Below are 24,056 nucleotides of genomic sequence, written 5' to 3' on the forward strand. Positions count from 1 at the left end.
ATGCAGATAACCGCGCGCCACGCCGGCACCGCCGACATACAACTCGCCAGCAACGCCAACCGGTACGGGGCGCTGCTGGTCATCGAGCAGGTAAATCTTCGCGTTGGCCATCGGCCGACCGATATGCAGCACCTGCCCGGCCTCGACCGCGCCGCAGGTGGCAACCACCGTGGCTTCGGTCGGGCCGTAGTTGTTGATCACCGCGAACGTCTGCTGACGCGGGAACTGGCGCAATTTGTCGCCACCGATCAGCAACGTGCGCAAGGTCGGGTGGCCGAGGTCACGACTGAAGGCGTATTCGGCGACAGGCGTGGGCAGGAAACTCACCTGCAACGGCTGCGCGCGCCACCACGCCAGCAATTCGTCGAGGTGCTCGTTGCTCACAGATTGCGGTGGCAGATGCACGGTCGCGCCGATGCACAGCGCTGGCCAGACCTCCCACGCCATGGCATCGAAACCAAACCCGGCGACACTCGACGTGTGGCTGCCCGCGTGCAGGTCAAAGGCGCCGTTGTGCCAGTGCACGAGGTTTTCCAGCGTTGCGTGTTCGACCATCACGCCTTTCGGCTGGCCGGTGGAGCCCGAGGTGTAGATCACGTAGGCCAGATGCGCCGGGGTCAGCATCGGCACCTGCGGATTGCTGTCCGGCAGATGCGCCCAGTCAAGGCGATCGAGATCGATCACGCGCGCAGCACCGAGCAAATCACGCGTCGAGGCCTCGGCCAGAACCGCCAATGGAGCGCTGTCCTCCAGCAGGTAGGCAATGCGTTCCGCCGGGTAGGTGGGGTCGACCGGCACATAACCGGCGCCGGACTTGAGGATCGCCAGCAGCGCCACCAGCATCTGCGGGCTGCGCCGCACGCACACGGCGATGCGGTCGTCAGGCTGCACGCCAAGGCTGAGCAGATGGTGGGCCAGGCGGTTGGCGCGTTGATTGAGCTGGCCATAGGTCAACGCTTGCCCGCCCTGCACCACCGCCAGCGCATCCGCCCGTTGTGCCGCCTGAGCCTCGACCAGCGCATGAAGGGTTGCGCCACGGCGAAACGCGACGGCACTCCGATTGAAATCGACCAGCAGTCGCGCCTGCTCCGGCAGCGACAGAATCGGTAGCTGATCGAGTGGCGTCTGGGGCTGCTGCTCCAGCGCTTGCACCAGTTGCTCCAGTGCGGTGTGCATGTAACTGCAGATCCGCTGCGCACCGATCTCGGCGAGCGCCAGCACGTCCAAGGCAAAACCGTCGCCCAGATCATCCACCGACAGGGTCAGCGGATAGTTGCTGCGCTCCTCGCCACCGAGCATGCGCACGCCTTGCCAGATCCCCTGGCCGTCGCGCGGCTGTTGTGCGGCGGCGCTGTGCCGGTAATTGAGCAAGGCGCTGAACAGCGGCGCAGAACCCGGCGTGCCGCTGCAGCGTTGAGCCAGCGCCAGTGACGCGTGTTCATGAGCGAGCAGCGCCGTCAGCCGCGCGTGGGTGGTTTTCACCCCGGCGCGCACGCTCTCAGCGAGACCCACCCGCAGCGGCAGAGTGTTGATAAACACCCCCAACGTGCGGTCGGCGCCCTCACCGCCCTGCATGCGCCCCATCAACACGGTGCCGAAGACCACGTCGCGACGGCCGGAAACGACGCCCAACACTTGCGCCCAGGCCATGTGCATCAGGCTCGCCGGGCTGACGCCCAACTGCCGCGCCTGTTCGCGCAGACGCTGATTGAGCGCGGCATCGACCGCTTGCAGCGCTTCTTCGATGCCACGCCCGTCGCCCTGAACATCCTGCAGACCGAAGGGCAAAGTCGGCTCGTCGATGTCGCCGAGCATCTCGCGGAAGAACGCTTCATGTTCCTGCTCATCGGCGCCGAGGCGTGCCTGCGCTACGTAATTGCGGTACGGCATCGGCGGCGTCAGTGTGTCGAGCTGATCGAACATCAACGCGTGCATTTCCCGGCCGATCACGTCCATGGCGGTGTGGTCGAGAATCGAGTGATGGAACAGCACGATGGCGACCACTTGCTGTTGCGCCGGATCCTCGGCGTAGACCATGCGGATCAGCGGCGCAACGCTCAGGTCGAGGCGGAAATGCCGGGCATCGAAACGCGCGTGCAGCTGTTCGAGAATGTCGCCTTCCTGCGCATCCAGCAGCACCTGCTGGACGACCATCTGCGCCTGCCGCCAGACTACTTGCTGCGGGCTCGGCAAGCCTTGCCAGACCACGCTGGTGCGCAGAATGTCGTGACGGGCGATGACCTGCTGCAAGTGCTCGGCGAAGCTGTGCAAACGTTCAAGACTGTCGAAGGCCAGACGCGATTGCAGCAGGTACGGATCGCCCTGTTCGGCACTGAGGTGGTGATAAAGAATGCCTTCCTGCAACGGTGCCAGCGGATAGATATCCTGCACATTCGCAGCACCGCCCGGCACCGTCGCGACGATACGATCGATGCTGGCCTGATCGAGTGTGGTCAGGGTCAGCATGTCGGGCGTGATGTGTGTGCAATCGGCCGCAATCAGATTTGCCGGCACATCGATTTCCCGGCCACTGCCCAAGGCCCGCGCCAGCGCGGCCAGGCTCGGTTGGTTGAACAGCACGCGCACATCGGCGCTTAAACCGGCCTGACGCATGCGTTCGATCAGGCTCACCGCCAACAGCGAATGGCCGCCGAGTTCGAAGAAATTGTCGTGACGGCCGATCTGTTCGATGTTGAGTACGTCGGCCCATATCTGCGCCAGCGCCATTTCGACCGGGCCTTGTGGCGCTTCATATTCACGGCTGAGCCAGGCGTCCTGATCCGGTTCGGGCAAGGCCTTGCGGTCGAGTTTGCCGTGAGCCGTGAGCGGCAGGCTGTCCAGTCGCACGTAAGCGGCCGGGACCAAAGTGTCCGGCAGCCGCGCGTGCAGATACTGGTGCAAATCGCCGATCTCGACAGACTCGATTGCGGTAAACCAGGCGACCAGACGGCCGTCGCGCACCAGCACCACGCATTCGCGCACCGCGGCGTGAGCGCTCAGCGCCGCTTCGATTTCCCCGAGTTCTATACGCACGCCGCGCAGTTTTACCTGATCATCATTGCGCCCCAGGTATTCGATATTGCCGTCCGCCAGCCAGCGAGCGAGGTCGCCGGTGCGGTACATCCGCGCATGCGGTTCATCGCTGAACGGGTCGTCAAGGAATTGTGCTGAGGTCAGTTCCGGACGATTCAGATAGCCGCGCGCAACCCCGGCGCCGCCTACATACAACTCGCCTTGTACACCGGTCGGCACTGGTTGTTGCTGACGGTCCAGCAAATAGACTTTGGCATTGGCAATCGGCCGGCCAATGTGCAAAACCCGCCCGGGCTCGATGCGCCCGGACGTCGCCACCACCGTGGCTTCGGTCGGGCCATAGTTGTTGATCACATCGAACGTCTGATCTCGCGGGAACTGGCGCAATTTATCGCCACCGATCAGCAATGTGCGCAGGGTCGGATGGCCCAATTCACGACTGAAGGCATATTCGGCCACCGGGGTTGGCAGAAAGCTCACCTGCAACGGCTGCGCGCGCCACCATTCGAGCAGTTCATCAAGATGTTCGTTTTTGATCGAAGACAGTGGCAGATGCACGGTCGCGCCAACGCACAACGCCGGCCAGACTTCCCAGGCCATGGCATCGAAACCGCAACCGGCGACGCTGGCGGTGTGGCTGCCGGCATGCAGATCGAAGGCTTCGGCGTGCCAGTGCACGAGGTTTTCCAGGGTGCGGTGCTCGACCATCACGCCTTTCGGCTGCCCGGTGGAACCGGAGGTGTAAATCACGTAGGCCAGATTCGCCGGGGTCAACCTCGACAGCACTGGGTTGGTGTCAGGTAAGTGCTGCCAGTCGCCGGCATCCAGATCGATGACGGGAACAACGCCAAGCAGCTCGCGCGTCGACGCCTGCGCCAGCACCGCGATCGGGTCGCTGTCCTGCAACAGGTAGGCGATGCGCTCTGCCGGGTAATCCGCATCGATCGGCACGTAACCGGCGCCCGCCTTGAGAATCGCCAGCAGCGCGACGAGCATGTCCGGCCCGCGACGCAGGCACAGCGCAACACGGTCATCGACTTGCACGCCGAGACCGATCAAGTGATGGGCGAGACGATTGGCGCGCTGATTCAGTTCACGGTAGCTGAGCCGTTGCTCGCCCTGCACCACCGCCAGCGCTTCGGGATGTGCCGCCACTTGCGCTTCAAACAGGCGCGGCACGGTCTGCGCCGGCGGGAATTCACGACCGCTGATGTTGAAGCCGACCAGCACTCGCTGCCGCTCACTCGGCGACACGATCGACAGTTGCTGCAACGGCGCCGTTGGCGTGTACTCAAGTGCCGTGACCAGGCTGTGCAACGCGGTTTGCAAGAAATCGCAGACCCGCGCGCCATCCACTTGCGGCACGGCTTGCACGTTCAGGCGGAACCCGTCGCCGAGGTCGTCGACACTGACCACCAACGGATAGTTACTGCGCTCGCGGGAGCTGAGAATATGCACGCCGTCCCACGTTACAGCGGCCGACTCCGGCGCACTGTGGCGGTAGTTGAGCAAGGTGCTGAACAGCGCCTGCGATCCGGCGAGACCACTGCAACGCTGGGCCAGCGCCAACGAAGCCTGCTCATGGCCGAGCAACTGCGCCAGACGTGCATGGGTACCCCGCACGCCGCTCTCTACCGAATCAGCCCCGACGCTGACGCGCAGCGGCAAGGTGTTGATGAACATGCCCAACGCCCGATCTGCGCCTTCGCCGCCCTGCATGCGCCCGAGCAATACCGTGCCGAACACCACGTCCTGCTGGCCGGACACCTGCGCCAACACCTGAGCCCAGGCCTGATGCACCAGACTGGCCACACTGACACCGAGCCGCCGCGCCTGCTCACGCAGACGTTTACCGAGGTCGGCATCGAGCTCGGAATGACTGTCGAGAATGTCGCTGCCGTCGCCGTGCACGTCCTGCAGACCGAAGGCCACGGTCGGCTCGTCGATATCGCCAAGCATCTCGCGGAAGAACGCCTCATGGGCCTGATCATCAACGCCGAGCCGCGCCTGGGCGACAAAGTGGCGGTATTGCACCGGCGGCGGCAGATGCTCGCTGCGACCAAGCATGACGTCATTCATTTCCGCGACCAGCACGTCGAGGGCGGTGTGGTCGAGGACGATATGGTGCATCAGGAGAATGCCGATCCAGCGCTTGTGCGGCTGATCTTCGGTGTAGACAAAACGCATCAGCGGCGCGCGATTGAGGTCCAGACGATAGTGGCGTGGATCGAAACGCGCCTGCATCTGCTCGAGCACGTCGCCGTCGAGTTCGTCAGCATCGACGCGTTCCAGCGCCAGTGGCGCCTCGCGCCAGACCACTTGCACCGCCTCTTCAAGCCCTTCCCAGACGATGCCGGTGCGCAGAATGTCATGGCGCGCGATCACGCCGTTCAAGGCGCGAACGAAGGTTTTGATCTGCGCCAGACCGTCGAAGGCAAATTGCGCCTGCAACACATACGGATCACCGGCAGCGGTGGCCAGATGGTGATAGAGAATTCCCGCCTGCAAAGGCGCCAGGCCATAGATATCCTGCACATTGGCGATGTCGCCCGGCACGGTTGCAACGACACGGTCGATCGCGGCTTGATCGAGATTGGTCAGCGGCAACATGGCCGGGGTGATGCGCGTACAACCTGGCTTGATCAGGTTGTCGGGAACGACGATGCCGCGTTCGCTGCTCAAGGTCGCCGCCAGCGCGGCCACACTCGGCTGACCGTACAGCACGCGCACGTCACAGTGCAGATCCTGTTGGCGCATGCGTTCGATCAGCTTCACTGCCAGCAGCGAATGACCGCCGAGCTCGAAGAAATTGTCATGGCGGCCGACCTGCTCGACACCAAGCAATGTCTGCCAGAGACCAGCAATCAGATTCTCTACCGCTCCGACCGGCGCTTCGAAACCGCGCCGCGCGAATGCATCGCTGTCCGGTGCCGGCAAGGCTTTGCGGTCGAGCTTGCCGTTGGTGGTCAGCGGGAAGGCTTCCAGGCGCACGAAAGCGCTTGGCACCATGTAGTCAGCCAACCCCGCCAACAGATGATCACGCAATTGCGCCACATCCGGCGCAGCGCCTGCGTCGGCCAGCCAGTAGGCGACCAGACGCTGATCGCCGGGGCTGTCCTCACGAGCGATCACCACGGCTTCGCGCACGCCTTCGCAAGTAGACAGCCGCGCCTCGATCTCGCCCAACTCAATGCGGAAGCCGCGAATTTTCACTTGATCGTCATTGCGACCGAGGTATTCGAGGCTGCCGTCGGCGGCCCAGCGCGCGAGGTCGCCGGTTTTATACAGCCGCGCATCGACATTTTCAGTGAACGGATCATTGATAAAACGCTCGGCAGTCAATGCTTCACGATTCAGATAACCGCGCGCCACCCCGGCCCCGCCGACGTACAACTCGCCAATCACGCCGACCGGTACCGGTTCGCGCTGAGCATCGAGGATATACAGTTGCAGATCGGGAATACGCACGCCAATCGGGCTGACGCCGAGCAACTGCGCGTCGGCGGCTTGCAGCGGTCGATAGGTCACGTGCACGGTGGTTTCGGTGATGCCGTACATGTTCACCAGCCGCGTGCCGGCATTGCCGACCCGCGCATACCACGGCTTGAGCAAGCCCGGCTCCAGCGCTTCGCCGCCGAAAACCACTTCCCGCAACGAGTGTTGCAGCTGACTGCGGCCCTGCGCGGCGATCAGTTGGCGGAAGGCGCTCGGCGTCTGGTTGAGTACGGTCACGCCGGTCTGGCAGAGCAATGCATAGCAGTCGTCCGGCGAACGGCTGACGGCTTGCGGGACCAGCAGCAATTGCCCGCCGAACGCCAGCGCGGCCCAGATTTCCCAGACCGAGAAGTCGAACGCGAAGGAATGGAACAACACCCCGATGTCTTGCGGGTTGAACTGGAACCAATCGTGGGTGGCGGAAAACAACCGCGCCACGTTGCGGTGCTCGACCATCACGCCTTTGGGTAAACCGGTGGAACCGGAGGTGTAGATCACGTAAGCCAGATGCGCCGGGGTCAGCTCAGGGATCTGCGGATTGCTGTCGAGTTCGGCCTTGAGGTGAGCGCTGTCGAGGTCGATCTGCGGCACTTCGAGAGCGGCCACGCGCTCGCGCGTCGCCGTCTGCATCAGCACTGCTGCCGGGGCGCTGTCCTGCAAGGTGAAGCTGATTCTGTCGAGCGGATAGGCCGGATCGATCGGCACGTAACCGGCGCCGGCCTTGAGCACCCCAAGCAGGCCGATGATCATTGGCGCGCCACGCTCAACGCAGATCGCCACGCGGTCGTCGGGACGAATGTTCAGGGCCAGCAGATGATGCGCCACCTGGTTGGCGCGCCGGTTGAGTTCGCCGTAACTGAGGGTTTGTCCGTCGAACATCAGCGCCGTGGCCTCAGGCTGGGCCTGGGCATGGGTTTCGAATTGCTGGTGAATCAACAGGGTTTCCGGGAACTGTGCCAGCGGCGAATTGACGCCGTACAGCAAGTGTTCGCGTTCGCTCGCCGGGAGGATGCGCAGCGTTTGCAGCGGCACATCGGCGCTGGTTTGCAAGGCTGCGAGCAGACTCTCCAGCGCCGTGTTCAGGTACGCGGCCATGCGCTCGGCCCCCAGCGCTGCATCCGCCAGCGCGGTGATGCGCAAGTCGGCGCCGAGGTCATCGATGTTGATGGTCAGCGGATAGTTGGTGCGCTCGCGGGCACCCAACACCTGCACACCGGGGGCGATGTCGATCACCTCCGCCACTTCCTCAACGCTGCTGTGTCGGTAGTTGAGGATCGCGCTGAACAGCGGCGTCGGCACCGCAACGGCGCTGCAGCGTTGCGCCAGGGCTAGCGAAGCCTGCTCGTGCGCCAGCAGCGCGGTCAGGCGCCGATGGGTCGCCAGCACGCCGGCGCGCACGCTTTGCTCGCCAACATCAACGCGCAGCGGCAAAGTGTTGATGAACATGCCCAACGCTTGCTCGCCGCCCTCGCCCGCGTCCATCCGCCCCAGCAGCACGGTGCCGAACACCACCGCCGTGCGCCCGGACAATTGCCCGAGCACCCGCGCCAGGGCCAGATGCGTCAGGCTCGCGACGCTGACGCCGAGCTGCCGTGACTGCTCGCGCAACTGCCGGCTCAAGCGGCTGTCGAGCATCAGCGAGGCTTCCTCGATGGCGTGGCCATCGCCCTGCACATCCTGCAAACCACAGGGCAGCGTCGGCTCGTCGATATCCGCGAGCATGTCGCGGAAAAATGCTTCCTGCGCCTGCTCGTTACCGGCTTTGCGTGCCCTGGCCAAGTGATCGCGATACGGCACAGCGGCAGGCACTTGCGCGGTCTGCCCGAGCAGACAGGCCTGAATTTCCCGGCGCAGCACATCCAGCGCCACGTGATCCATGATCATGTGATGAAACAGCAACAGCGCGACCACGCGGCCCTGCGCGGCATCCTGCGCATACACCAGGCGCAGTAAAGGCGCTTGCTGCATGTCGAGACGGAAGTGTTGCGGGTCGTGGCGTGCGAGCAGTTGCGTGAGCACGTCGGCGGCACTGTCGACGGGGACTTCCTCACACACCAGCGGCGCCTCGCGCCAGACCACTTGCAGCGCTTCGTCGAGATATTCCCAGACGAACGAGGTGCGCAGGATGTCGTGACGTTTTACCACCCAGCGCAGCGCGTCGGCGAAGGCGTCCAGCCGTTCCTGGCTGTCGAATACGAAGCGCGCCTGCGAGATGTAAGGGTCACCGGCAGGGGCCGAGAGGTGGTGATAGAGCATGCCTTCCTGCAACGCGGACAACGGATAGATGTCCTGCACGTTGGCGGCGCCACCCGGCACCGTGGCGACGATGCGGTCGAGGGTTTCCTGATTCAGTTGCACCAGCGGCAGCATATCCGGGGTGATGCGAAAGGCCGGGCTCAGCCAGTCGCCGCCGTGTTGGGCGACCAGCTCCAGCAGTTGCGCCTTGTGCGCCGCGAGGCTGTCCCACAACGCGTCATCCAGCGCGTCGTCGCTGCCCAGAATGACCAGGTCTTCATCTTCCTGTTGAAGGCGGATCGCATGGGTGGAAATGGCAGCCATCAGTTCGCTGAAATGCATGAGGTAACCTGCTGTAAATTCGAAAAAAAATGAGCGCGCAGCAGCGAGTCCATGCAGGCGGCGCGCAGCCTGGAAAAACTAAAACATCGGGGCGTGGGTGTCTGACATGGGAAGCGGGGACAAGCTGCCAGCGTGAGCATCGCAAGTCCCCGTGGGAGCGAGCCTGCTCGCGAATGCGTTGGTTCAGTCAATGTTGATGGCGACTGACACAGCGCTTTCGCGAGCAGGCTCGCTCCCACAGGTTTCGTGTCCGACGATCAGAGCCGGCGTTTGCGGTTGAGGCTCGGGATGGTGGTCTGGGCGATTTCGACCTGCTTCGCCTGCCGCGAGGTCTGTGCCGCCAGCGCGGCCAGCGTCGGCTGGCTGAACAGCGTGCGCGCGTCGACATGCAGGCCAGCCAGACGCATGCGCGCGACCAGACTGACCGCCAGCAACGAATGCCCGCCCAGCTCGAAGAAGTTGTCGTGCCGGCCCACCTGCTCGACCTTGAGCACCTGCGCCCAGATCTGCGCCAACGCGGTTTCCACGTCGCCTGCGGGGGCCTCGTAAGGACGACTGAGCAGCGCCTCCGCCCCCGGTTCCGGCAACGCCTTGCGGTCGATTTTGTCGTTTGGCGTCAAGGGCAACGCCGCCAACCTCACGTAGGCGCCAGGCACCATGAACTCCGGCAACTGCGCCAACACATGCGCTCGCAATGCTTCCAGCGTCGGTGCAGCCAGTTCGGCGCGCAGGGTGTAATAAGCCACCAGCCGCTCATCGCGTACCAGCACCACCGCCTCGCGAATGGCCGGGTGTTCCAGCAGGCGCGCTTCAATCTCGCCCAGCTCAAGACGCACCCCGCGCAGCTTGACCTGAAAGTCGTTACGACCGAGGAATTCGAGGTTGCCATCGGCGCCATAACGCACCAGATCACCGGTGCGATACAAGCGATCACCAGGCACGAACGGACTGTCGATAAAGCGTTCGGCCTGCAATTGCGGCAGTCCCAGATAGCCCCGCGCCACGCCCACCCCGCCAATGTGCAAATGCCCACTGACGCCTGACGGCACTGGCTGATCAAAGGCATCAAGGACGTACAGCCGCGTGTTGCTCAGGGCCTTGCCGATCGGCACCAGTGTCTGAGGCACCGGCTCGCCGGGTTGCAGCGTCCAGCCACTGCTGTCGACCGTGGTTTCGGTCGGCCCGTAGACGTTGTGCAGGCGCACCCACGGCAGGCACTCGCGCACTTGCCGGGCCAGCGCGACGGTCAACTCGCCGCCACCGTTGAGCACATCGGTCAGGCTGGTGCACTGGCTGACATCGTCCTGTTCGAGGAACTGCTGCAACAAGGCCGGCACGAACTTGACCACGGTTATGTTTTGCTCACGAATCACTTGCGTGACATACGCCGAATCGCGATTGCCATCGGCTCGCGCCAGGACCAGGCGCATGCCCGAGCACAGTGGCCAGAAGATCTCCCACACCGAACTGTCGAAACTGTACGGGGCCTTTTGCAGCAACGCCCCGTGTTCAGTCGGCGGCGACAACTGCGAACCCCAATGCACCATGTTGCAGGCGCTGCGGTGCTCGATCATCACGCCTTTCGGCGTGCCGGTGGAGCCGGAGGTGTAGATCATGTAGGCCAGATTCGCCGCGACGAGACCGGGCACCTGCGGATTCTCGTGCGGTTGGTCCCGCCATACACCGAGATCGAGATCGATCAGTGGCACGCCGGGTTCGCCGAGCAAATCACGCGTTGCGGCATGCACCAGCAGCGCGACCGGAGCGCTGTCCTGCAACATGTAGTTGAGCCGTTGCTGCGGATAATCCGGATCGAGCGGCACATAAGCACCGCCGGCCTTGAGAATGCCCAACAGACCGATCACCAGTTCAGGCCCGCGCTCGACGCAGATCGCGACCCGCGAATCCGGTTGCACGCCGAGCCCGCGCAGATAATGGGCCAGGCGGTTGGCCTGCTCGTTCAACTCGCGATAGCTCAGGCGTTGCTCGGCGAACTGCACGGCGATGGCATCCGGCTTGCGCTGCACCTGTTGTTCGAACAGTGCCTGAAGTGGCTGATCCAGCGGGCAGTCGACTGCCGTATCGTTGAACTCGATCAGCAGCCGTTGCAGTTCTTCCTGCGGTAACAACGGCAGGCTATTCAGCGGCCGCTGCGGCGTGTTCTCCAGCGCTTCGACCAACACGCTCAGCGCTGACTGCACATAACTGCAAATCCGCTGTGCGCCGATGCTCGACAGGGTGCGGGTGGTCAAGCGCAAGCCTGTGCCGAGGTCATCGACACTCAGGGTAAACGGGTAATTGGTCCGCTCCTCGTTAGCCAGGGTCTCGATGCCCTGCCAGGTTTGCCGCGAGGTTTTTTGCTCGACATCATCGCTGTGCCGATAGTTGAGCAAGGCGCTGAACAGCGGTGCCGGCGCAGCAACGCCGCTGCAACGCTGGGCCAGCGCCAACGAAGCGTGTTCATGGGCAAGCAACGCGCTCAGGCGCGCATGGGTGGACTTCAGCGCTGCGCCCGCACCCTCGCCGACATCGACCCGCAGCGGCAAGGTGTTGATGAACACCCCGAGCGCCCGATCGGCACCCGCGCCACCCTGCATGCGGCCCATCAACACCGTGCCAAATACGACACTTTGCTGCGCGGAGGTCGCCGCCAATACTTGCGCCCAGGCGAGGTGGATCAGGCTGGCGATGCTCACGCCCGCCAGGCGCGCCTGCTGCTGCAGGCGCTGATAGAGAGCGCTGGCCAGCGCCTGCTCGGCTTCTTCGATGTTGCTGCCGTCGCCCTGCACGTTCAGCAAAGCGAACGGCAAGGTCGGCTCGTCGATGTCGCCGAGCATCTGCCGAAAGAACGCTTCATGCTCCTGCTCGCTGACACCCAGGCGCGTCTGCGCCACATAGTTGCGGTACGGCACCGGTGCTGCCAGCGGTTCGCCGTGCCCGGACAGGCTGGCGTGGATTTCTTCGCGCATCGCCTCCAGCGCAATGTGATCCATCGCCAGGTGATGGAACAACAAGATGCCGACCACCCGATTGTGCGCGGGATCACGGGCATACATCAGGCGCAGCAGCGGCGCCTGACTGACATCGAGGCGATAACGCCGCGCGTCGAAACGCTCGTGCAATTGATCGATGATCGCGCCACGGGCAGGATCAAATTCAACCTCCTGCACCGGCAAAATCGCCTCGCGCCAAACGACCTGAACCGGCGACGTCAGCCCTTCCCAAACCACCGCCGTACGCAGAATGTCGTGCCGCGCCATGACCTGACGCAGCGCAGCGGCAAAGGCCTCGACCCGCTCGAGGCTGTCGAACGCCAGCAGCGATTGCAGCAAATACGGATCGCCCTGCGCAGCGGTGATGTGGTGATAGAGAATGCCTTCCTGCAACGGTGCCAACGGGTAGATATCCTGCACATTGGCGGCACCGCCCGGCACGGTCGCGACGATACGCTCGATCATCGCCTGATCCAGTTCAACCAATGGCAACAGGTCCGGCGTGATGTACGTGCAATCGGGCGCAATGCGGTTAGCCGGCACCTCGACTTCGCGGCCGCTGCCCTCTGCCGCCGCTAACGCCGCCAGTGTCGGTTGGTTGAACAGCACGCGAACATCGCTGCTCATGCCAATCTGGCGCATGCGTTCGATCAGGCCCACGGCCAACAAGGAGTGGCCGCCCAGCTCGAAGAAATGGTCGTGACGCCCTACCCGGTCGACCTGCAGGACCTCGGCCCAGATCTGGGCGAGAGCGATTTCGACGTCACCTTGTGGCGCCTCGTATTGACGGCGGATCAGCGCGTCCGGCCCCGGTGCCGGCAACGCCTGGCGATCGAGTTTGCCGTTGGCGGTCAGCGGCAAACTCGCCAGGCGCATGTAAGCGGCCGGCAGCATCGTGGCCGGCAAGCGCGATGTCAGGTGCGCGTGCAGTTGCAGGATGTCCAGCGCTTCACGCTCGGTGAACCATGCCAACAGTTGACCGTCGCGCACCAGCACCACGGCTTCCTGCACCGCGTCATGGCTGGCCAGTGCGGCTTCGATCTCGCCGAGCTCGACACGCACCCCACGAACTTTCACCTGGTCATCGTTGCGACCGATGTACTCAAGATTGCCGTCGGCGCGCCACCGCGCGAGGTCGCCGGTGCGGTACATGCGCGCATCAGGCTGCGCACTGAACGGGTCGTCGAGAAAGCGTTCGGCCGTCAGGTCCGGACGGTTCAGATAACCCCGGGCAACCCCGGCGCCGCCAACATACAGCTCGCCAATGATGCCGATCGGCACCGGACGCTGCTGATCATCGAGCAGATAAGCCGTGGCATTGCTCACGGGTTTGCCGATGTGCAACGCCTGCCCCGGGCTGATCAGCCCCGAGGTGGCGACCACCGTGGCTTCGGTCGGGCCGTAGTTGTTGACCACCGCAAAACCTTGCGCTCGGCTGAACTGGCGCAGACGATCGCCGCCAATCAGCAAGGTGCGCAAGGTCGGATGATCGAGTTTTTGGCTGAAGGCGTATTCAGCAATCGGCGTCGGCAGAAAGCTGACATCCAGCGGCTGCGCACGCCACCAGGCAAGCAGCGCATCGATGTCTTCGCTGCTTTCGCTCGCGGGTGCAAAATTCAGCGTTGCCCCGGCACACAGCGCCGGCCACACCTCCCAGGCCATTGCGTCAAAACCGAAGCCAGCCAGGCTTGAGGTGTGCTGCCCGGGGCCAAGTCCAAACGCCGCACAGTGCCAGTCGACCAGATTGCCCAGCGTGCGGTGCTCGACCATCACGCCTTTGGGCAACCCGGTGGAGCCAGAGGTGTAAATCACATAGGCGAGGTGGTGGGTGTTCAACCCCGTCACGTCGGGATCGGTCAAGTTGTCGAGCGGCCACTCGCGCCGATCCAGGTCGATCACCGGCAGCGTTGTGGCGGGCAGACGATCACGCAGATCGCTTTGCGTCAGCAGCGCCACCGGAGCACTGTCGCTGAGCAAGTAACTCAGACGCTCGGGCGGATGCGCCGGATCAATCGGCACATAAGCAGCACCAGCCTTGAGAATCGCCAACAGCCCGACCAGCGTGTCCAGGCCACGGCGTGCAACGATTGCCACACGATCGTCAGGAAGCACGCCGAGGCCGATCAGATGGTGGGCCAACGCATTGGCTTGCCGATTCAGCTCGGCATAAGTAAGGGTTCGTCCCTGATACGTCGCGACCACAGCGTCCGGCTCTTCGGCCACTCGCGATTCGAAGCGCTGATGAATCAGTCGGCCTTGCGGATAACTGACCCGGGTGTCGTTCCACTCATTGAGCCGGGCCAGTTCTGCCGGGCTATTGAGGTTGAAATCGGCGATCGCCAGCGCCGGGCATTCCAGGCCTTGCTGCAGAATTAGCAGCAAGCGTTCAGTCAACGCCGCGATCTCGTCAGCCGTGAAATAGGCCGGTGAATACACCAGATGCAACCAAGCCTTGTCGGTGTAACGGTTGCTGCGCAGGTGAATGGCCAGCGGAGTCGCCTCGTGCTGGTTGGAGACCTTGACCGAGTGTCCCGAAGCCTCACCGTAACGGTAGTCATGGTCGTCCTGTTCGTAGGACAGCGACAGCTCGAACAGTTGCGTACGGTCTTCGCGCAACAGGCCCAGCGCGCGGTTCATCTCGCTCAGCGGGTAGCGTTGATGGCGGAAATCCTGCTTCAGGTCAGCGCCGATCGCCTTGATCAATTCAGCGAATGACAGCGCTCGCCCAAAGCCCATGCGCATTGCACTGACCTGGGTGAACAAGCCCAAGGTGCTTTTGAAGCGGGCACCGGAGCGATTGAGAATCGGCAAACCGATCACCCATTCATCACGTTGGGCGGTACGACTGAAATACACATGCAGCGCCGCCAGCAAGACATGAAACGCCGAGCCGCCCAGTGGCCGCGCGGTGTCTTTCATGCGTTCGTGCAACAGCGCTGGAAATGCCTTGACGTGGATCCGAGCGGGCGCCGCTTCAGCGTCGAGGGGGTCGCGATGACGAGGGGTCAACAAGGGTTCGGGAATACTGCGGTACTTGTCCAGCCAGTAGCGTTGGTCGCGCTCATAGCGAGGTGATTGATGGTAGCGCGCGTCATCTTCGATAAAGTCGACATAGGACGGTGTCGCCATGCGCGGGCGCTCGCCACGGCAAAACGTGCTGTAGATCTCGCCCACCGACTTGAACAGCAGCGCGAACGCCCAGCCATCGATGATCAAGTGATGGGCCTGGGCTGCCAGCCAGTGACGATGGCGATCGAGGCGAATCAGACTGAAGCGGAACAACGCGTGCCCGCTCAACACAAAGGCCTGCGCCATCTGTGCTTCAACCAGCGCCCGGGCCGCCGCCTGTGGATCGGCTTGCCCGCTGAGATCAAACAGCGGCATGGCCACCGGCAGCGCCTGCGCAAACCCTTGCAACGGCAGCCCGTCGTGACCCACGTCCGATCGCAGAACAATGCGCAAGGCATCATTCGCTTCCACCAGACACTCAAGCGCCGATTGCAGCAATGCCGGATCCAGTGGCCCGGTCAGCTCCACGTAACCGCCAATGTTGTACAGCGGCGAATCTCCGCGGCTCAATTGGTCCAGCCAGATATCCCGTTGGGCGGCAGTCAGCGCGAATGTCTCGACAGGCACGGACAGATCGTCCGCCACGTTGGCAGAAGTAGGCTGCATAAGATCCTTCTCATGAAATTTTGCCGGTATTCAAGCATCGGCCCCGGCGCCGACATGACACCTGAAACCCGGACAACCACCAGGCTCGTACGCGCCTGTCTGACCTTGCGGGCGTGTTTACCGTAGGCACTGTCGAAAAGTTCGGAGAGGAAACACTGAAAAGTTTGTAGGAAAAAAACCACATAGCAGCGCCGCCATTTACCCGAACGCTGCCGATCAGAATTCCCCTTCGCCAGGTTTTCCGGGGCTTGAGCGTGACTGAACAGTCACACTCGCCGTTACGCCGGCGTTTAACAGCGTCAGAACCCCGGCGCCAATATTCAGAAATAGTGGCACTTTGTGTCCCTGTTTTCCCCTACAGACGTAGGACAAATCCATAGGCTTAAATCCCGCTCCAGATCATGTTCAAGGAGAAATGACTGCGTGGGCGGCTTTTACAGAGACGGCAGACGATTCAGTGATGGCTCTGAACCAAGGATGAAGGATATGAATCTGACCGGCAGCATTCGTAATATGGAAAACCCACACTTCTACTGGCAACTGGGTGAGTTGATAGCAAGCACCGGCGATGATCACTTCGCCACGAACATGTTCCAGTTGGTCGACACCTTGGTGCCGGTCAACCGCGTGGATCTCAGTGAGTGGACGCTGGATGAGCGTCAGGCCAGCGTGGTCGACATCAAGCCGTTGGGCAGCGCCGGTTTGACGCAGACCTGTGCCGCGCCCGATCCGCTGGAAAGCCCCGACGATCATCCGCTGCTGCAGAAAATGATCGAGATGAACGACTCGCTGCTGATTCAACTGAAAGCCTCGTTCCAGCCTCGCCATCCGCAACACAGTGCCCATCAATGCAATCTGGTTTCGCGTACGTCCAACCGCCGTTGCGTGATTTCGTTTTACCGACCGCATACCCAACGGGTGTTTTCCCTGCCGGAGCTGTCGTTTCTCAAGAGCCTGTCCGACACCCTGCTGCCGCTGATCGAACGTCACGCGCAGATCAGTCGGCAAATCCTCGCCCGGCAACCGCGCCAACCGTTGGCCGAGCTGGATCAGGCGCCGCTGGCGCAGGTGTTCGATGAGCGCCTGGCATTAAGCGACATCGCCCTGTCGGTGCGCGAGAAAGAAGTCTGTCTCGGCCTGTTGACCGGCGGCACCGTGCCGCAAATGGCGGAAAAGCTGCGGGTCAAAAACAGCTCGATCGAGACGTACCTGAAACGCGCCACCGCCAAACTCGGCGTCAGTGGCCGCCATGGCCTGGCGAAATGGATGGCCGGGGCCTGAGCACAACGCTCTTTTAATGCATGAGGCAGTTCGATGTTGACGTTGCGACTTTCCCTGCTGTCCATCGCGGTGCTGATGGGCGGTTGTTCATTGATTCCCGAGTATCAGCGCCCCGCTTCCCCCACTGCCGCGCAGTATCCGACAGCAACGCAGCCAGCCACGAGGGCTGAGGACTGGCGCACGCTGTTCACGGATCCGGTGCTGCAACAACTGATCGAAAGCGCGCTGGTCAACAACCGCGACCTGCGCGTGGCGGCACTCAACGTCGAAGCCTTTCAGGCGCAATACCGCATTCAGCGCGCCGACCTGCTGCCGGCGGTGTCGGCCAATGCCAATGAATTGCGCCAGCGCATGCCGCCGAGCGTGACCCAAGGCAAAGCGCTGATCAATTCGACGTACTCGGTCAACCTCGGGATAAGCGCTTATGAGCTGGACTTCTTCGGCCGCGTGCGCAGCCTCAGCGAGCAAGCGCTGCAAACCTGGCTTGCGACTGAAGAAGCGCGGCGCAGCGCACAGTTGAGTCTGGTGGCCAACGTTGCCAACGCCTACCTGACCTGGCGCGCCGATCAGGAGTTGCTGGAACTGACCCGCGACACCCTTGCTGCCGATGAACAGAGCCTGCACCTGACCACCCGCAACCGTGAGGCCGGCAAATCGTCAGCGCTGGAGCAGGCGCAGGCCAGAACCAGCGTCGACAGTTCACGGGCCAATCTGGCGCGCTATCAGCGTCAGGTCGCCCAGGACTTGAACAGCCTGACCTTGCTGGTCGGCGCGCCGGTGCCGAATTCTCTGCCCGCGCGTCCACTGGCCAGCGAGCTGGTGCGGCAACTGCCCGCCGGCCTACCCTCGGATCTGCTGCAACGGCGTCCGGACATCCTTCAGGCGGAGTACAAACTGAAAGCAGCCAACGCCAATATCGGTGCGGCACGGGCGGCGTTTTTCCCCAGTGTCAGCCTGACGGCGAATGCCGGGACGTCGAGCCGCGATCTGTCCGGGCTGTTCGGCGGTGGCTCTGGCGCCTGGACCTTTCAGCCGCAGATCAGCCTGCCGATTTTTAACGCCGGCAGCCTGCGCGCCAGCCTGGATTATTCGAAGCTACAGAAAGATGTGGCGGTGGCCGAATACGAAAAATCGATTCAAACCGCATTTCAGGAAGTCGCCGACGGCCTCGCTGCGCGCAGCACTTATCAGCAGCAATTGCAGGCGCAGCGCGATCTGGTCGCGGCCACACAGACTTACTACAACCTGGCGCAAAACCGTTATCAAAACGGCGTCGACAGCAGCCTGACATTCCTCGATGCGCAGCGCTCGCTGTTCAGTTCGCAGCAAGGCCTGATCACCGATCGCCTCGCGCAACTGGTCGCCGAGGTCAATCTGTACACCGCGCTGGGCGGGGGCTGGAGCGCCGATGAGTCACGCGCGCAGTAAGCCGCAGTCACTTTTCCTTACACCTTTTGTCGCGCGATCCTGCGCCGTGCGGCGATCCGTGGCCGGCGTCTGCCTGCAGTTTGGTATCATGCGCCGCTTTTACGGTTAACCCCCCGCCAGTCCTGCTGACTGACGGGCTGCAAAAGGCGGTATTAGATGACGGCTTTGTTGACTCGCCGCAAGGTGCTTGCGGGAATGGGCGTACTCGGGCTCGGCCTGCTCGCCGGCTGCGACACCCGCGGCCAACTGTCGTACAAGTACGGCAAGGATCTGAGTAACAAGATCATGGGGCGCACCTTCAAACTGAAGAACACCGATGGCGAAACCATGACGCTGTCGAGCTTTCGCGGCATGATGCCGATGGTGTTCTTCGGCTTCACCCAGTGCCCGGCAGTCTGCCCGACCACCCTCGCCCGCGCGGCGAAAATCAAGAAACTGATGGGCGCCGATGGCGATCGTTTGCAGGTGATCTTCATCACCCTCGATCCCGAGCGCGATACCCCGGAAATCCTCGACGCCTACATGAAGGCCTTCGACCCGACGTTCGTTGCGCTGTACGGCACACTCGAGGAAACCGCGGCCACCGCCAAGGAATTCGACGTGTTCTACGAGAAAGTCCCGGCCGGCGACACCTATACCATCTCGCACACTGCCACCAGTTACGTTTACGACTCCAACGGCGGCTTGCGCCTGGGTCTGTCCACCTCGCTTTCGGCAGAACAATGCACGGAAGATTTGCTTACTGTTATGGAGGTTTGCTGATGCAACCTGTTCTGAACCACATCAAACTCGCTGTCATCGGTCTGTCTCTGCTGGGCCTGGCGTTCCAGGTGTCCGCGCAGACCAAAGTCGACGACGCCTGGGTCCGTGCCACCGTGCCGACCCAGTCCGCCAGCGGCGCGTTCATGACCCTCACCGCCGACAGCGACAGCAAGTTGTTGAGCGTCGCGACATCCGCGGCCAAAATCGTGCAGATCCACGAAATGACCATGAACGGCGATGTAATGAAAATGGGCGAAGTGAAGTCGGTCGCCCTGCCCGCCGGCAAAGCCGTCAAGCTTGATCCAAACGGCTACCACGTGATGCTGATGGGCCTGACCGGTCAGCTAAAGGAAGGCGAAACTGTGCCGCTGACCCTGATCGTGGAAAACTCCAAGGGCGAAAAAGAAACAATCAAAGTGAAGGCACCGGTTCGTGCGCTGACCAACATGGAAGGTCACGATCACAGCAAAATGCATTGATCTGACTGAGCGGCAATAAAAAGGGGCGGCCTGATCGATGATCAGGCCGCCCCTTTTTTGTATTTGATCTGCGCAGTATTAACGCTTGCGGGCCAACGCCTTGCGCACGCTTTCCCGTGACATCCCCGAGCCGGAACGGGGCACGGCCTTATCTACGGGCGCCTTGGCCAACTGTTCCTTGCGCTTTTCCACCTCACGCCACTGATAACCGAGATATCCGCCTGCCGCCACAATCCCCAGCCAACCGAACACCGAACTGACGAAGAACCACAGCCCGAGGGTGATCCACACGGTTTTCGAGGTGAATAACTTCAAGCTGTCATCGGCAGGCACCGGTTCAGCCGGTTCAACCACTGCCTGCGTCACCGGTACTCTGTGCACCCCATCCAGATCAATGCGCCAAGCGAAGTCCGCCCCGGCCACCGGAATGTTTAGCTGATTACCTTCAGCACGATGCACCCGAATGTCGCCATCGACGAGCGACATGGAGCTGAAACTGATCTGGGTTTCATAGTGAATCTCGCCGTTGACCTGGGTCACGACCGTTCGTTTTTGGTCAGTGGGGTGTCGCGCATGCCGATTCCTTGAGCGTTCCACGTCGGACGACGTGCGATGGGATAATCCGTTGGAGTCGAATGCTACTGAGTGGCTATTACGCTGTCCAGAAAACGTGCCCCTAAGCTGCAGACCTACGCGAAATCCTCCGGCATGAGTCTGTTCGAGGTTAACGGCTGGATGGAAAGCGTGCTTTACATCGAATAAATCTTCGGCGACCATGTAAAGGGTCTTTTACATAGGAAGTGAAGAATGAACCGGTACTACCTCGAATTGGGCGCAGCATTAATCATCTACATTCTGGTGCTGACAGCATCATTGATTGCCTCGCAATACCTGATGGACGCCCCCATCGTGATGCGCTCGGCCGTCGCAGTGACGCCAGTCATTCCGGCGGGACTGATGTGCTGGGCCATCGTGCGCAATATGCGGCGCATGGACGAAATGCATCTGCGCATCCAGTTTGAAGCGTTGGGGTTTGCCTTCGCCGCCTCGGCACTGTTGACCTTCAGCTACGGTTTCCTGGAAAACGTCGGCGCCCCGCATATTCCGTGGACGTGTGTATGGCCGGTGATGGGGCTGATGTGGATTGTCGGCCTGCAAATTGCGCGACGCCGCTACCAATGAAAAACCGTCTCAAGGAATTGCGCGCCGAGCGCAAATGGTCGCAGGTCGATCTGGCTGAACGCCTGAGCGTGTCGCGTCAGACGATTAACGCTATAGAAAACGAACGCTACGACCCGAGTCTGCCACTGGCCTTTCAGATTGCTCGGGCGTTCGAGTTATCAATCGAAAGCATTTTTGATGATGGCATGAACTGAAACGCTCCCCTCGCGTCCTCGCTACTTGCAAAAACGGACTACGCTCGGAGACACCACGGCATTGCGTGGCATCCGTTTTTCTATTGTCAGCGAGGACGACAACATGAGTCCCTTTGGCCCGGTTTTGAGCTTTCGCGGTATTCAGAATCAGAAATACTGTGTATCTGCCCTGCTGGTGCAAGACCTCAACGCACCGGCACCCACTACGCAGGTCGCGCAGGCACACAATCCGACGATCAAACGGATTGCCCGGATTCCTTTGATCAAACCGCGCATGGCCGTCTGGCGACTGGACATGCAGATCCAGCAAAGTAAAACGCAGTTGAAGATCGACTATGACTTGGGAGACGTATCGGGCTCATTTCACGTCCCGCCTCTGGATCAGGCTCCCCGCATCGCTTACACCTCGTGCAACGGTGTGTCGGACGTCAAATACCTGAATTCGCTGGCAGATCGCTATGCCGAACGCTGGAGTCATCTCGCGCAGACCCACAAGCAAGCCGAGTACCATCTGTTGGTCATGGGAGGCGATCAGATTTACAGCGATGAACTGTTACAGACTCAAGGCCCCTTGAATGAATGGTACAAACAGTTCTCCTGGAATCGTGATGACACTCTGTGGACTGAAGAAATGGAAGTTCAGGCAGACGAGTTTTTCGCCAGTGTTTACCCGCGATACTGGGCCAGACCACAGATACTGAAAATGCTCAGTTGCGTTCCGACCCTGATGATGTGGGACGATCACGACATCATTGACGGTTGGGGATCCTATCCCCAGGCCCTGCATGAAAGTCCCGTACACCAGGGGCTGTTCCGCATTGCCAGTTATTATTTTCGTCTCTACCAATTACAGGTTGACGAAACCGAGAGCCGCCCGGGAGCGATTACTCGTCAAGGGCATACCTTCGCTTTTGAAGGCCTCGGTGGCCTCGCCATTGTCGTTCCCGACCTCAGGTCTGAACGTGCGCCCGACATCAAAGGCAGAAACGGCCAGCTCAAACAGCCCACGCAAATCATGTCGCAAAAAAGCATCTCGCAGATGTTTGCCTGGATCAAAAGCCTGACGGTCAGCAAACCTTCACACCTGCTGTTCATCTCCAGCGTTCCGGTATCGTTCGTCAACCTTGCGCTGCTTGAGGCCCTGATCGGATGGATTCCGGGAGAGATCGGACCGGAGGATGATTTCCGCGACCACTGGCGCCATCAGCCGCACAAAAACGAGCGCAAGCAACTGATCAATGGATTGCTCGATTTCGCCAAGTTGGCGAAATGCAAAGTCACCATTGTCTCCGGGGATGTGCATGTAGCGGCCGCCAGCGTCATTCGTTCGGCCAATCCCCGGCATATCGACAATGGTGCAGAAGTCATCCATCAGCTGATTTCAACCGGCATCGTCCATCCTCCTCTGCCTGTGCTGACGATCAGAAGCCTGGAAACGATCACCGCTACCCGGGAAAAGATCGACACCGACCTTACTGCCGAGATGCAAGCCATTGGGTACGACGGAAATTGCCTGATTGCCAGTCGTAACTGGCTGTCCATCGAGCCAGACAAAAGTTCCGACGGGCGCAATCGGTTGTGGGTGAAATGGCACGTCGAGGGGCACGATCACCCCATTACGCGACTGATCGAGCCTGCCGGTTGAGTTCCGGAAATCCCCTGCACCGGGCCGGGTTCTTCAGCTACCGGCCCCACCATGCGCCTCTTCAAAGAAGTAATCCTTCCAGCTGTCGGCCTTGTTCTTCAGCACACCCAGTTCCTGCAACTTCTCGGCATAGATAAAGGTGCGCTGCGGCACCACCGTGAAGTCGATTTCCGGGTCTTTGACGATTTGCTCAACCAGGGCCAGCGGCAACTTCGACTGTTCGACACGAATGTACGCCTGAGCCACCGCCGGCTTGTCAGCCTTGATGATTTTCTCGGCTTCGGCCAAAGCGTCGTAGAACGCCTTGTAGGTTTTCGGGTTTTCGTCGTGGAATTTTTCTGTGGTGTAGAGCACGTTGAACGTTGCCTGACCGCCGAGCACGTCATAGGAGCTCAGCACTTTGTGCACGTTGGGATTCTGCAAAGCCTGGTACTGGAACGGCGGGCTGGAGAAATGCGAGTTGATCTCGGAGCCGCCGGCGATCAGCGCGGCGGTCGCATCGGGGTGCGGCAGGCTGACTGAAATATCGTCGAATTTCTTGTACTGCCCGTCACCGAATTCCTTGGCGGTTTCGATCTGCAAGGTGCGTGACTGGAAGCCCACGCCGGCAGCCGGCACGGCAATCCGGTCCTTGTCGGTGAAGTCCTTGAGCGTTTTGATGTTCGGGTTGTTGGTCAGCAAATAGTTGGGCATCGAACCCAGCGCGGCGATGGCTTTGACGTTCTGTTTGCCTTTGGTGCGATCCCACACGGTGAGCATCGGCGGCACACCGGCGGACACCACGTCGAGGGATCCGGTAAGTAATGCTTCGTTCATCGCGGTGGCCCCGGAGATGCTGTTCCAGTCGACCTTGATGTCGAGGCCCTGCTCCTTGCCGTGTTTTTCGATGAGATTCTGGTCGCGCACTACATCGAGAATCAGGTAACCGATGCCGAATTGCTGGGCGATGCTGATCTTGCCTTCGGCCTGGGCGCCGGTGCTGAACAACGCACTCGCGGCCAGGGAGGCGGCCAACAGAGTCAGTGCAGAACGTTTGAACGGTGTGGCCATGACAACCTCGCAGCATGGGGGTGGTGTGCTGAAAGGCCTGACTTTATCGCTATAAAAAATAGAAATTAAATATCTTTATCGCATATCGATAGCACGGGTTGTCGAGCGAACGGAGGCTGCAATCTTGTGATGCCGGGTTTCGATAACAAGATCAAAAGATCGCAGCGTGCCGCAGCGCCTACATTGGAATCCGGTGGCGGCTCGACGGGTTAAACAGTCTGAAACAATAAATCCACCAGCCTCAATATCGTCGATTGCTGTG

At 61.4% G+C, this 24,056-nt stretch carries 11 protein-coding genes (1 of these 11 only partly in view); 7 read left to right on the plus strand and 4 right to left on the minus strand.

The window, feature by feature from the left end; translation table 11 throughout:
• Together LOY43_RS16215 and LOY43_RS16220 are read right to left on the minus strand one after the other, a co-directional pair.
• Positions 1 to 9,105 carry the 5' portion of a non-ribosomal peptide synthetase gene (locus LOY43_RS16215; RefSeq protein ID WP_258708379.1) on the minus strand. The gene continues 3,912 nt to the left of window position 1, outside the view, so 9,105 of the gene's 13,017 nt are visible here — the first part of the coding sequence; its start codon is at positions 9,103 to 9,105; the stop codon falls past the left edge of the window.
• A 257-nt stretch (positions 9,106 to 9,362) separates the two neighbouring features.
• Positions 9,363 to 15,773 (minus strand): non-ribosomal peptide synthetase, encoded by a 6,411-nt coding sequence (locus LOY43_RS16220; protein WP_258708380.1) that lies wholly within the window; start codon positions 15,771 to 15,773, stop codon positions 9,363 to 9,365.
• A 486-nt stretch (positions 15,774 to 16,259) separates the two neighbouring features.
• Here LOY43_RS16220 and LOY43_RS16225 point away from each other — a divergent pair, with 486 nt between their 5' ends.
• From LOY43_RS16225 to LOY43_RS16240, 4 genes are all read left to right on the plus strand, one after another.
• On the plus strand, positions 16,260 to 17,054 hold the full coding sequence (locus LOY43_RS16225; protein ID WP_258708381.1) for a helix-turn-helix transcriptional regulator: 795 nt from the start codon (positions 16,260 to 16,262) through the stop codon (positions 17,052 to 17,054).
• A 33-nt stretch (positions 17,055 to 17,087) separates the two neighbouring features.
• Positions 17,088 to 18,482 carry an efflux transporter outer membrane subunit gene (locus LOY43_RS16230; protein ID WP_220556379.1) on the plus strand — a complete coding sequence of 465 codons (1,395 nt, stop codon included), beginning with the start codon at positions 17,088 to 17,090 and terminating at the stop codon, positions 18,480 to 18,482.
• A gap of 156 nt (positions 18,483 to 18,638) precedes the next feature.
• The gene (locus tag LOY43_RS16235) at positions 18,639 to 19,244 is read left to right on the plus strand and encodes an SCO family protein (RefSeq protein WP_007915980.1); all 606 of its coding nucleotides are present in this window, start codon (positions 18,639 to 18,641) and stop codon (positions 19,242 to 19,244) included.
• A complete protein-coding gene (locus tag LOY43_RS16240) occupies positions 19,244 to 19,723 on the plus strand; it encodes a copper chaperone PCu(A)C (protein ID WP_258708382.1) in 480 nt (159 codons plus the stop codon). Before LOY43_RS16235 ends, LOY43_RS16240 begins: the two co-directional genes overlap by 1 nt.
• A 78-nt stretch (positions 19,724 to 19,801) precedes the next feature.
• On the opposite strand, the gene LOY43_RS16245 is transcribed toward LOY43_RS16240, so the two are convergent.
• Positions 19,802 to 20,263, minus strand: coding sequence for a hypothetical protein (locus LOY43_RS16245; protein WP_258708383.1), 462 nt, complete (start codon positions 20,261 to 20,263; stop codon positions 19,802 to 19,804).
• A gap of 267 nt (positions 20,264 to 20,530) precedes the next feature.
• On the opposite strand from LOY43_RS16245, the gene LOY43_RS16250 reads away from it, so the two are divergent.
• The 3 genes from LOY43_RS16250 to LOY43_RS16260 all read left to right on the plus strand — a co-directional run bounded on the left by LOY43_RS16250 (position 20,531) and on the right by LOY43_RS16260 (position 22,744).
• Positions 20,531 to 20,905: a hypothetical protein gene (locus LOY43_RS16250; protein ID WP_095047892.1), complete on the plus strand. Its 375-nt coding sequence runs from the start codon at positions 20,531 to 20,533 to the stop codon at positions 20,903 to 20,905.
• The gene (locus LOY43_RS16255) at positions 20,902 to 21,099 is read left to right on the plus strand and encodes a helix-turn-helix transcriptional regulator (RefSeq protein WP_093430734.1); all 198 of its coding nucleotides are present in this window, start codon (positions 20,902 to 20,904) and stop codon (positions 21,097 to 21,099) included. The genes LOY43_RS16250 and LOY43_RS16255 overlap by 4 nt, the downstream gene beginning before the upstream one ends.
• A 61-nt stretch (positions 21,100 to 21,160) precedes the next feature.
• Positions 21,161 to 22,744, plus strand: a complete 1,584-nt coding sequence (locus LOY43_RS16260) for an alkaline phosphatase D family protein (RefSeq protein WP_258708384.1) — start codon at positions 21,161 to 21,163, stop codon at positions 22,742 to 22,744.
• 33 nt (positions 22,745 to 22,777) lie between these two features.
• Here the strand turns inward: LOY43_RS16260 and LOY43_RS16265 are convergent, their stop codons facing one another.
• Positions 22,778 to 23,794, minus strand: coding sequence for an ABC transporter substrate-binding protein (locus tag LOY43_RS16265; protein ID WP_258708385.1), 1,017 nt, complete (start codon positions 23,792 to 23,794; stop codon positions 22,778 to 22,780).
• Positions 23,795 to 24,056: the final 262 nt, after the last annotated feature.

It is taken from the genome of Pseudomonas sp. B21-041 (assembly GCF_024748675.1).
Taxonomy (GTDB): Bacteria; Pseudomonadota; Gammaproteobacteria; order Pseudomonadales; family Pseudomonadaceae; genus Aquipseudomonas; species Aquipseudomonas neuropathica.

Bases quoted from the DNA above. Each gene is read 5' to 3' on its own strand.
- LOY43_RS16220 (WP_258708380.1), bottom strand. From the start codon at position 15,773: ATGCAGCCTACTTCTGCCAACGTGGCGGACGATCTGTCCGTGCCTGTC.
- LOY43_RS16225 (WP_258708381.1), top strand. From the start codon at position 16,260: ATGAATCTGACCGGCAGCATTCGTAATATGGAAAACCCACACTTCTAC.
- LOY43_RS16230 (WP_220556379.1), top strand. From the start codon at position 17,088: ATGTTGACGTTGCGACTTTCCCTGCTGTCCATCGCGGTGCTGATGGGC.
- LOY43_RS16235 (WP_007915980.1), top strand. From the start codon at position 18,639: ATGACGGCTTTGTTGACTCGCCGCAAGGTGCTTGCGGGAATGGGCGTA.
- LOY43_RS16240 (WP_258708382.1), top strand. From the start codon at position 19,244: ATGCAACCTGTTCTGAACCACATCAAACTCGCTGTCATCGGTCTGTCT.
- LOY43_RS16250 (WP_095047892.1), top strand. From the start codon at position 20,531: ATGAACCGGTACTACCTCGAATTGGGCGCAGCATTAATCATCTACATT.
- LOY43_RS16255 (WP_093430734.1), top strand. From the start codon at position 20,902: ATGAAAAACCGTCTCAAGGAATTGCGCGCCGAGCGCAAATGGTCGCAG.
- LOY43_RS16265 (WP_258708385.1), bottom strand. From the start codon at position 23,794: ATGGCCACACCGTTCAAACGTTCTGCACTGACTCTGTTGGCCGCCTCC.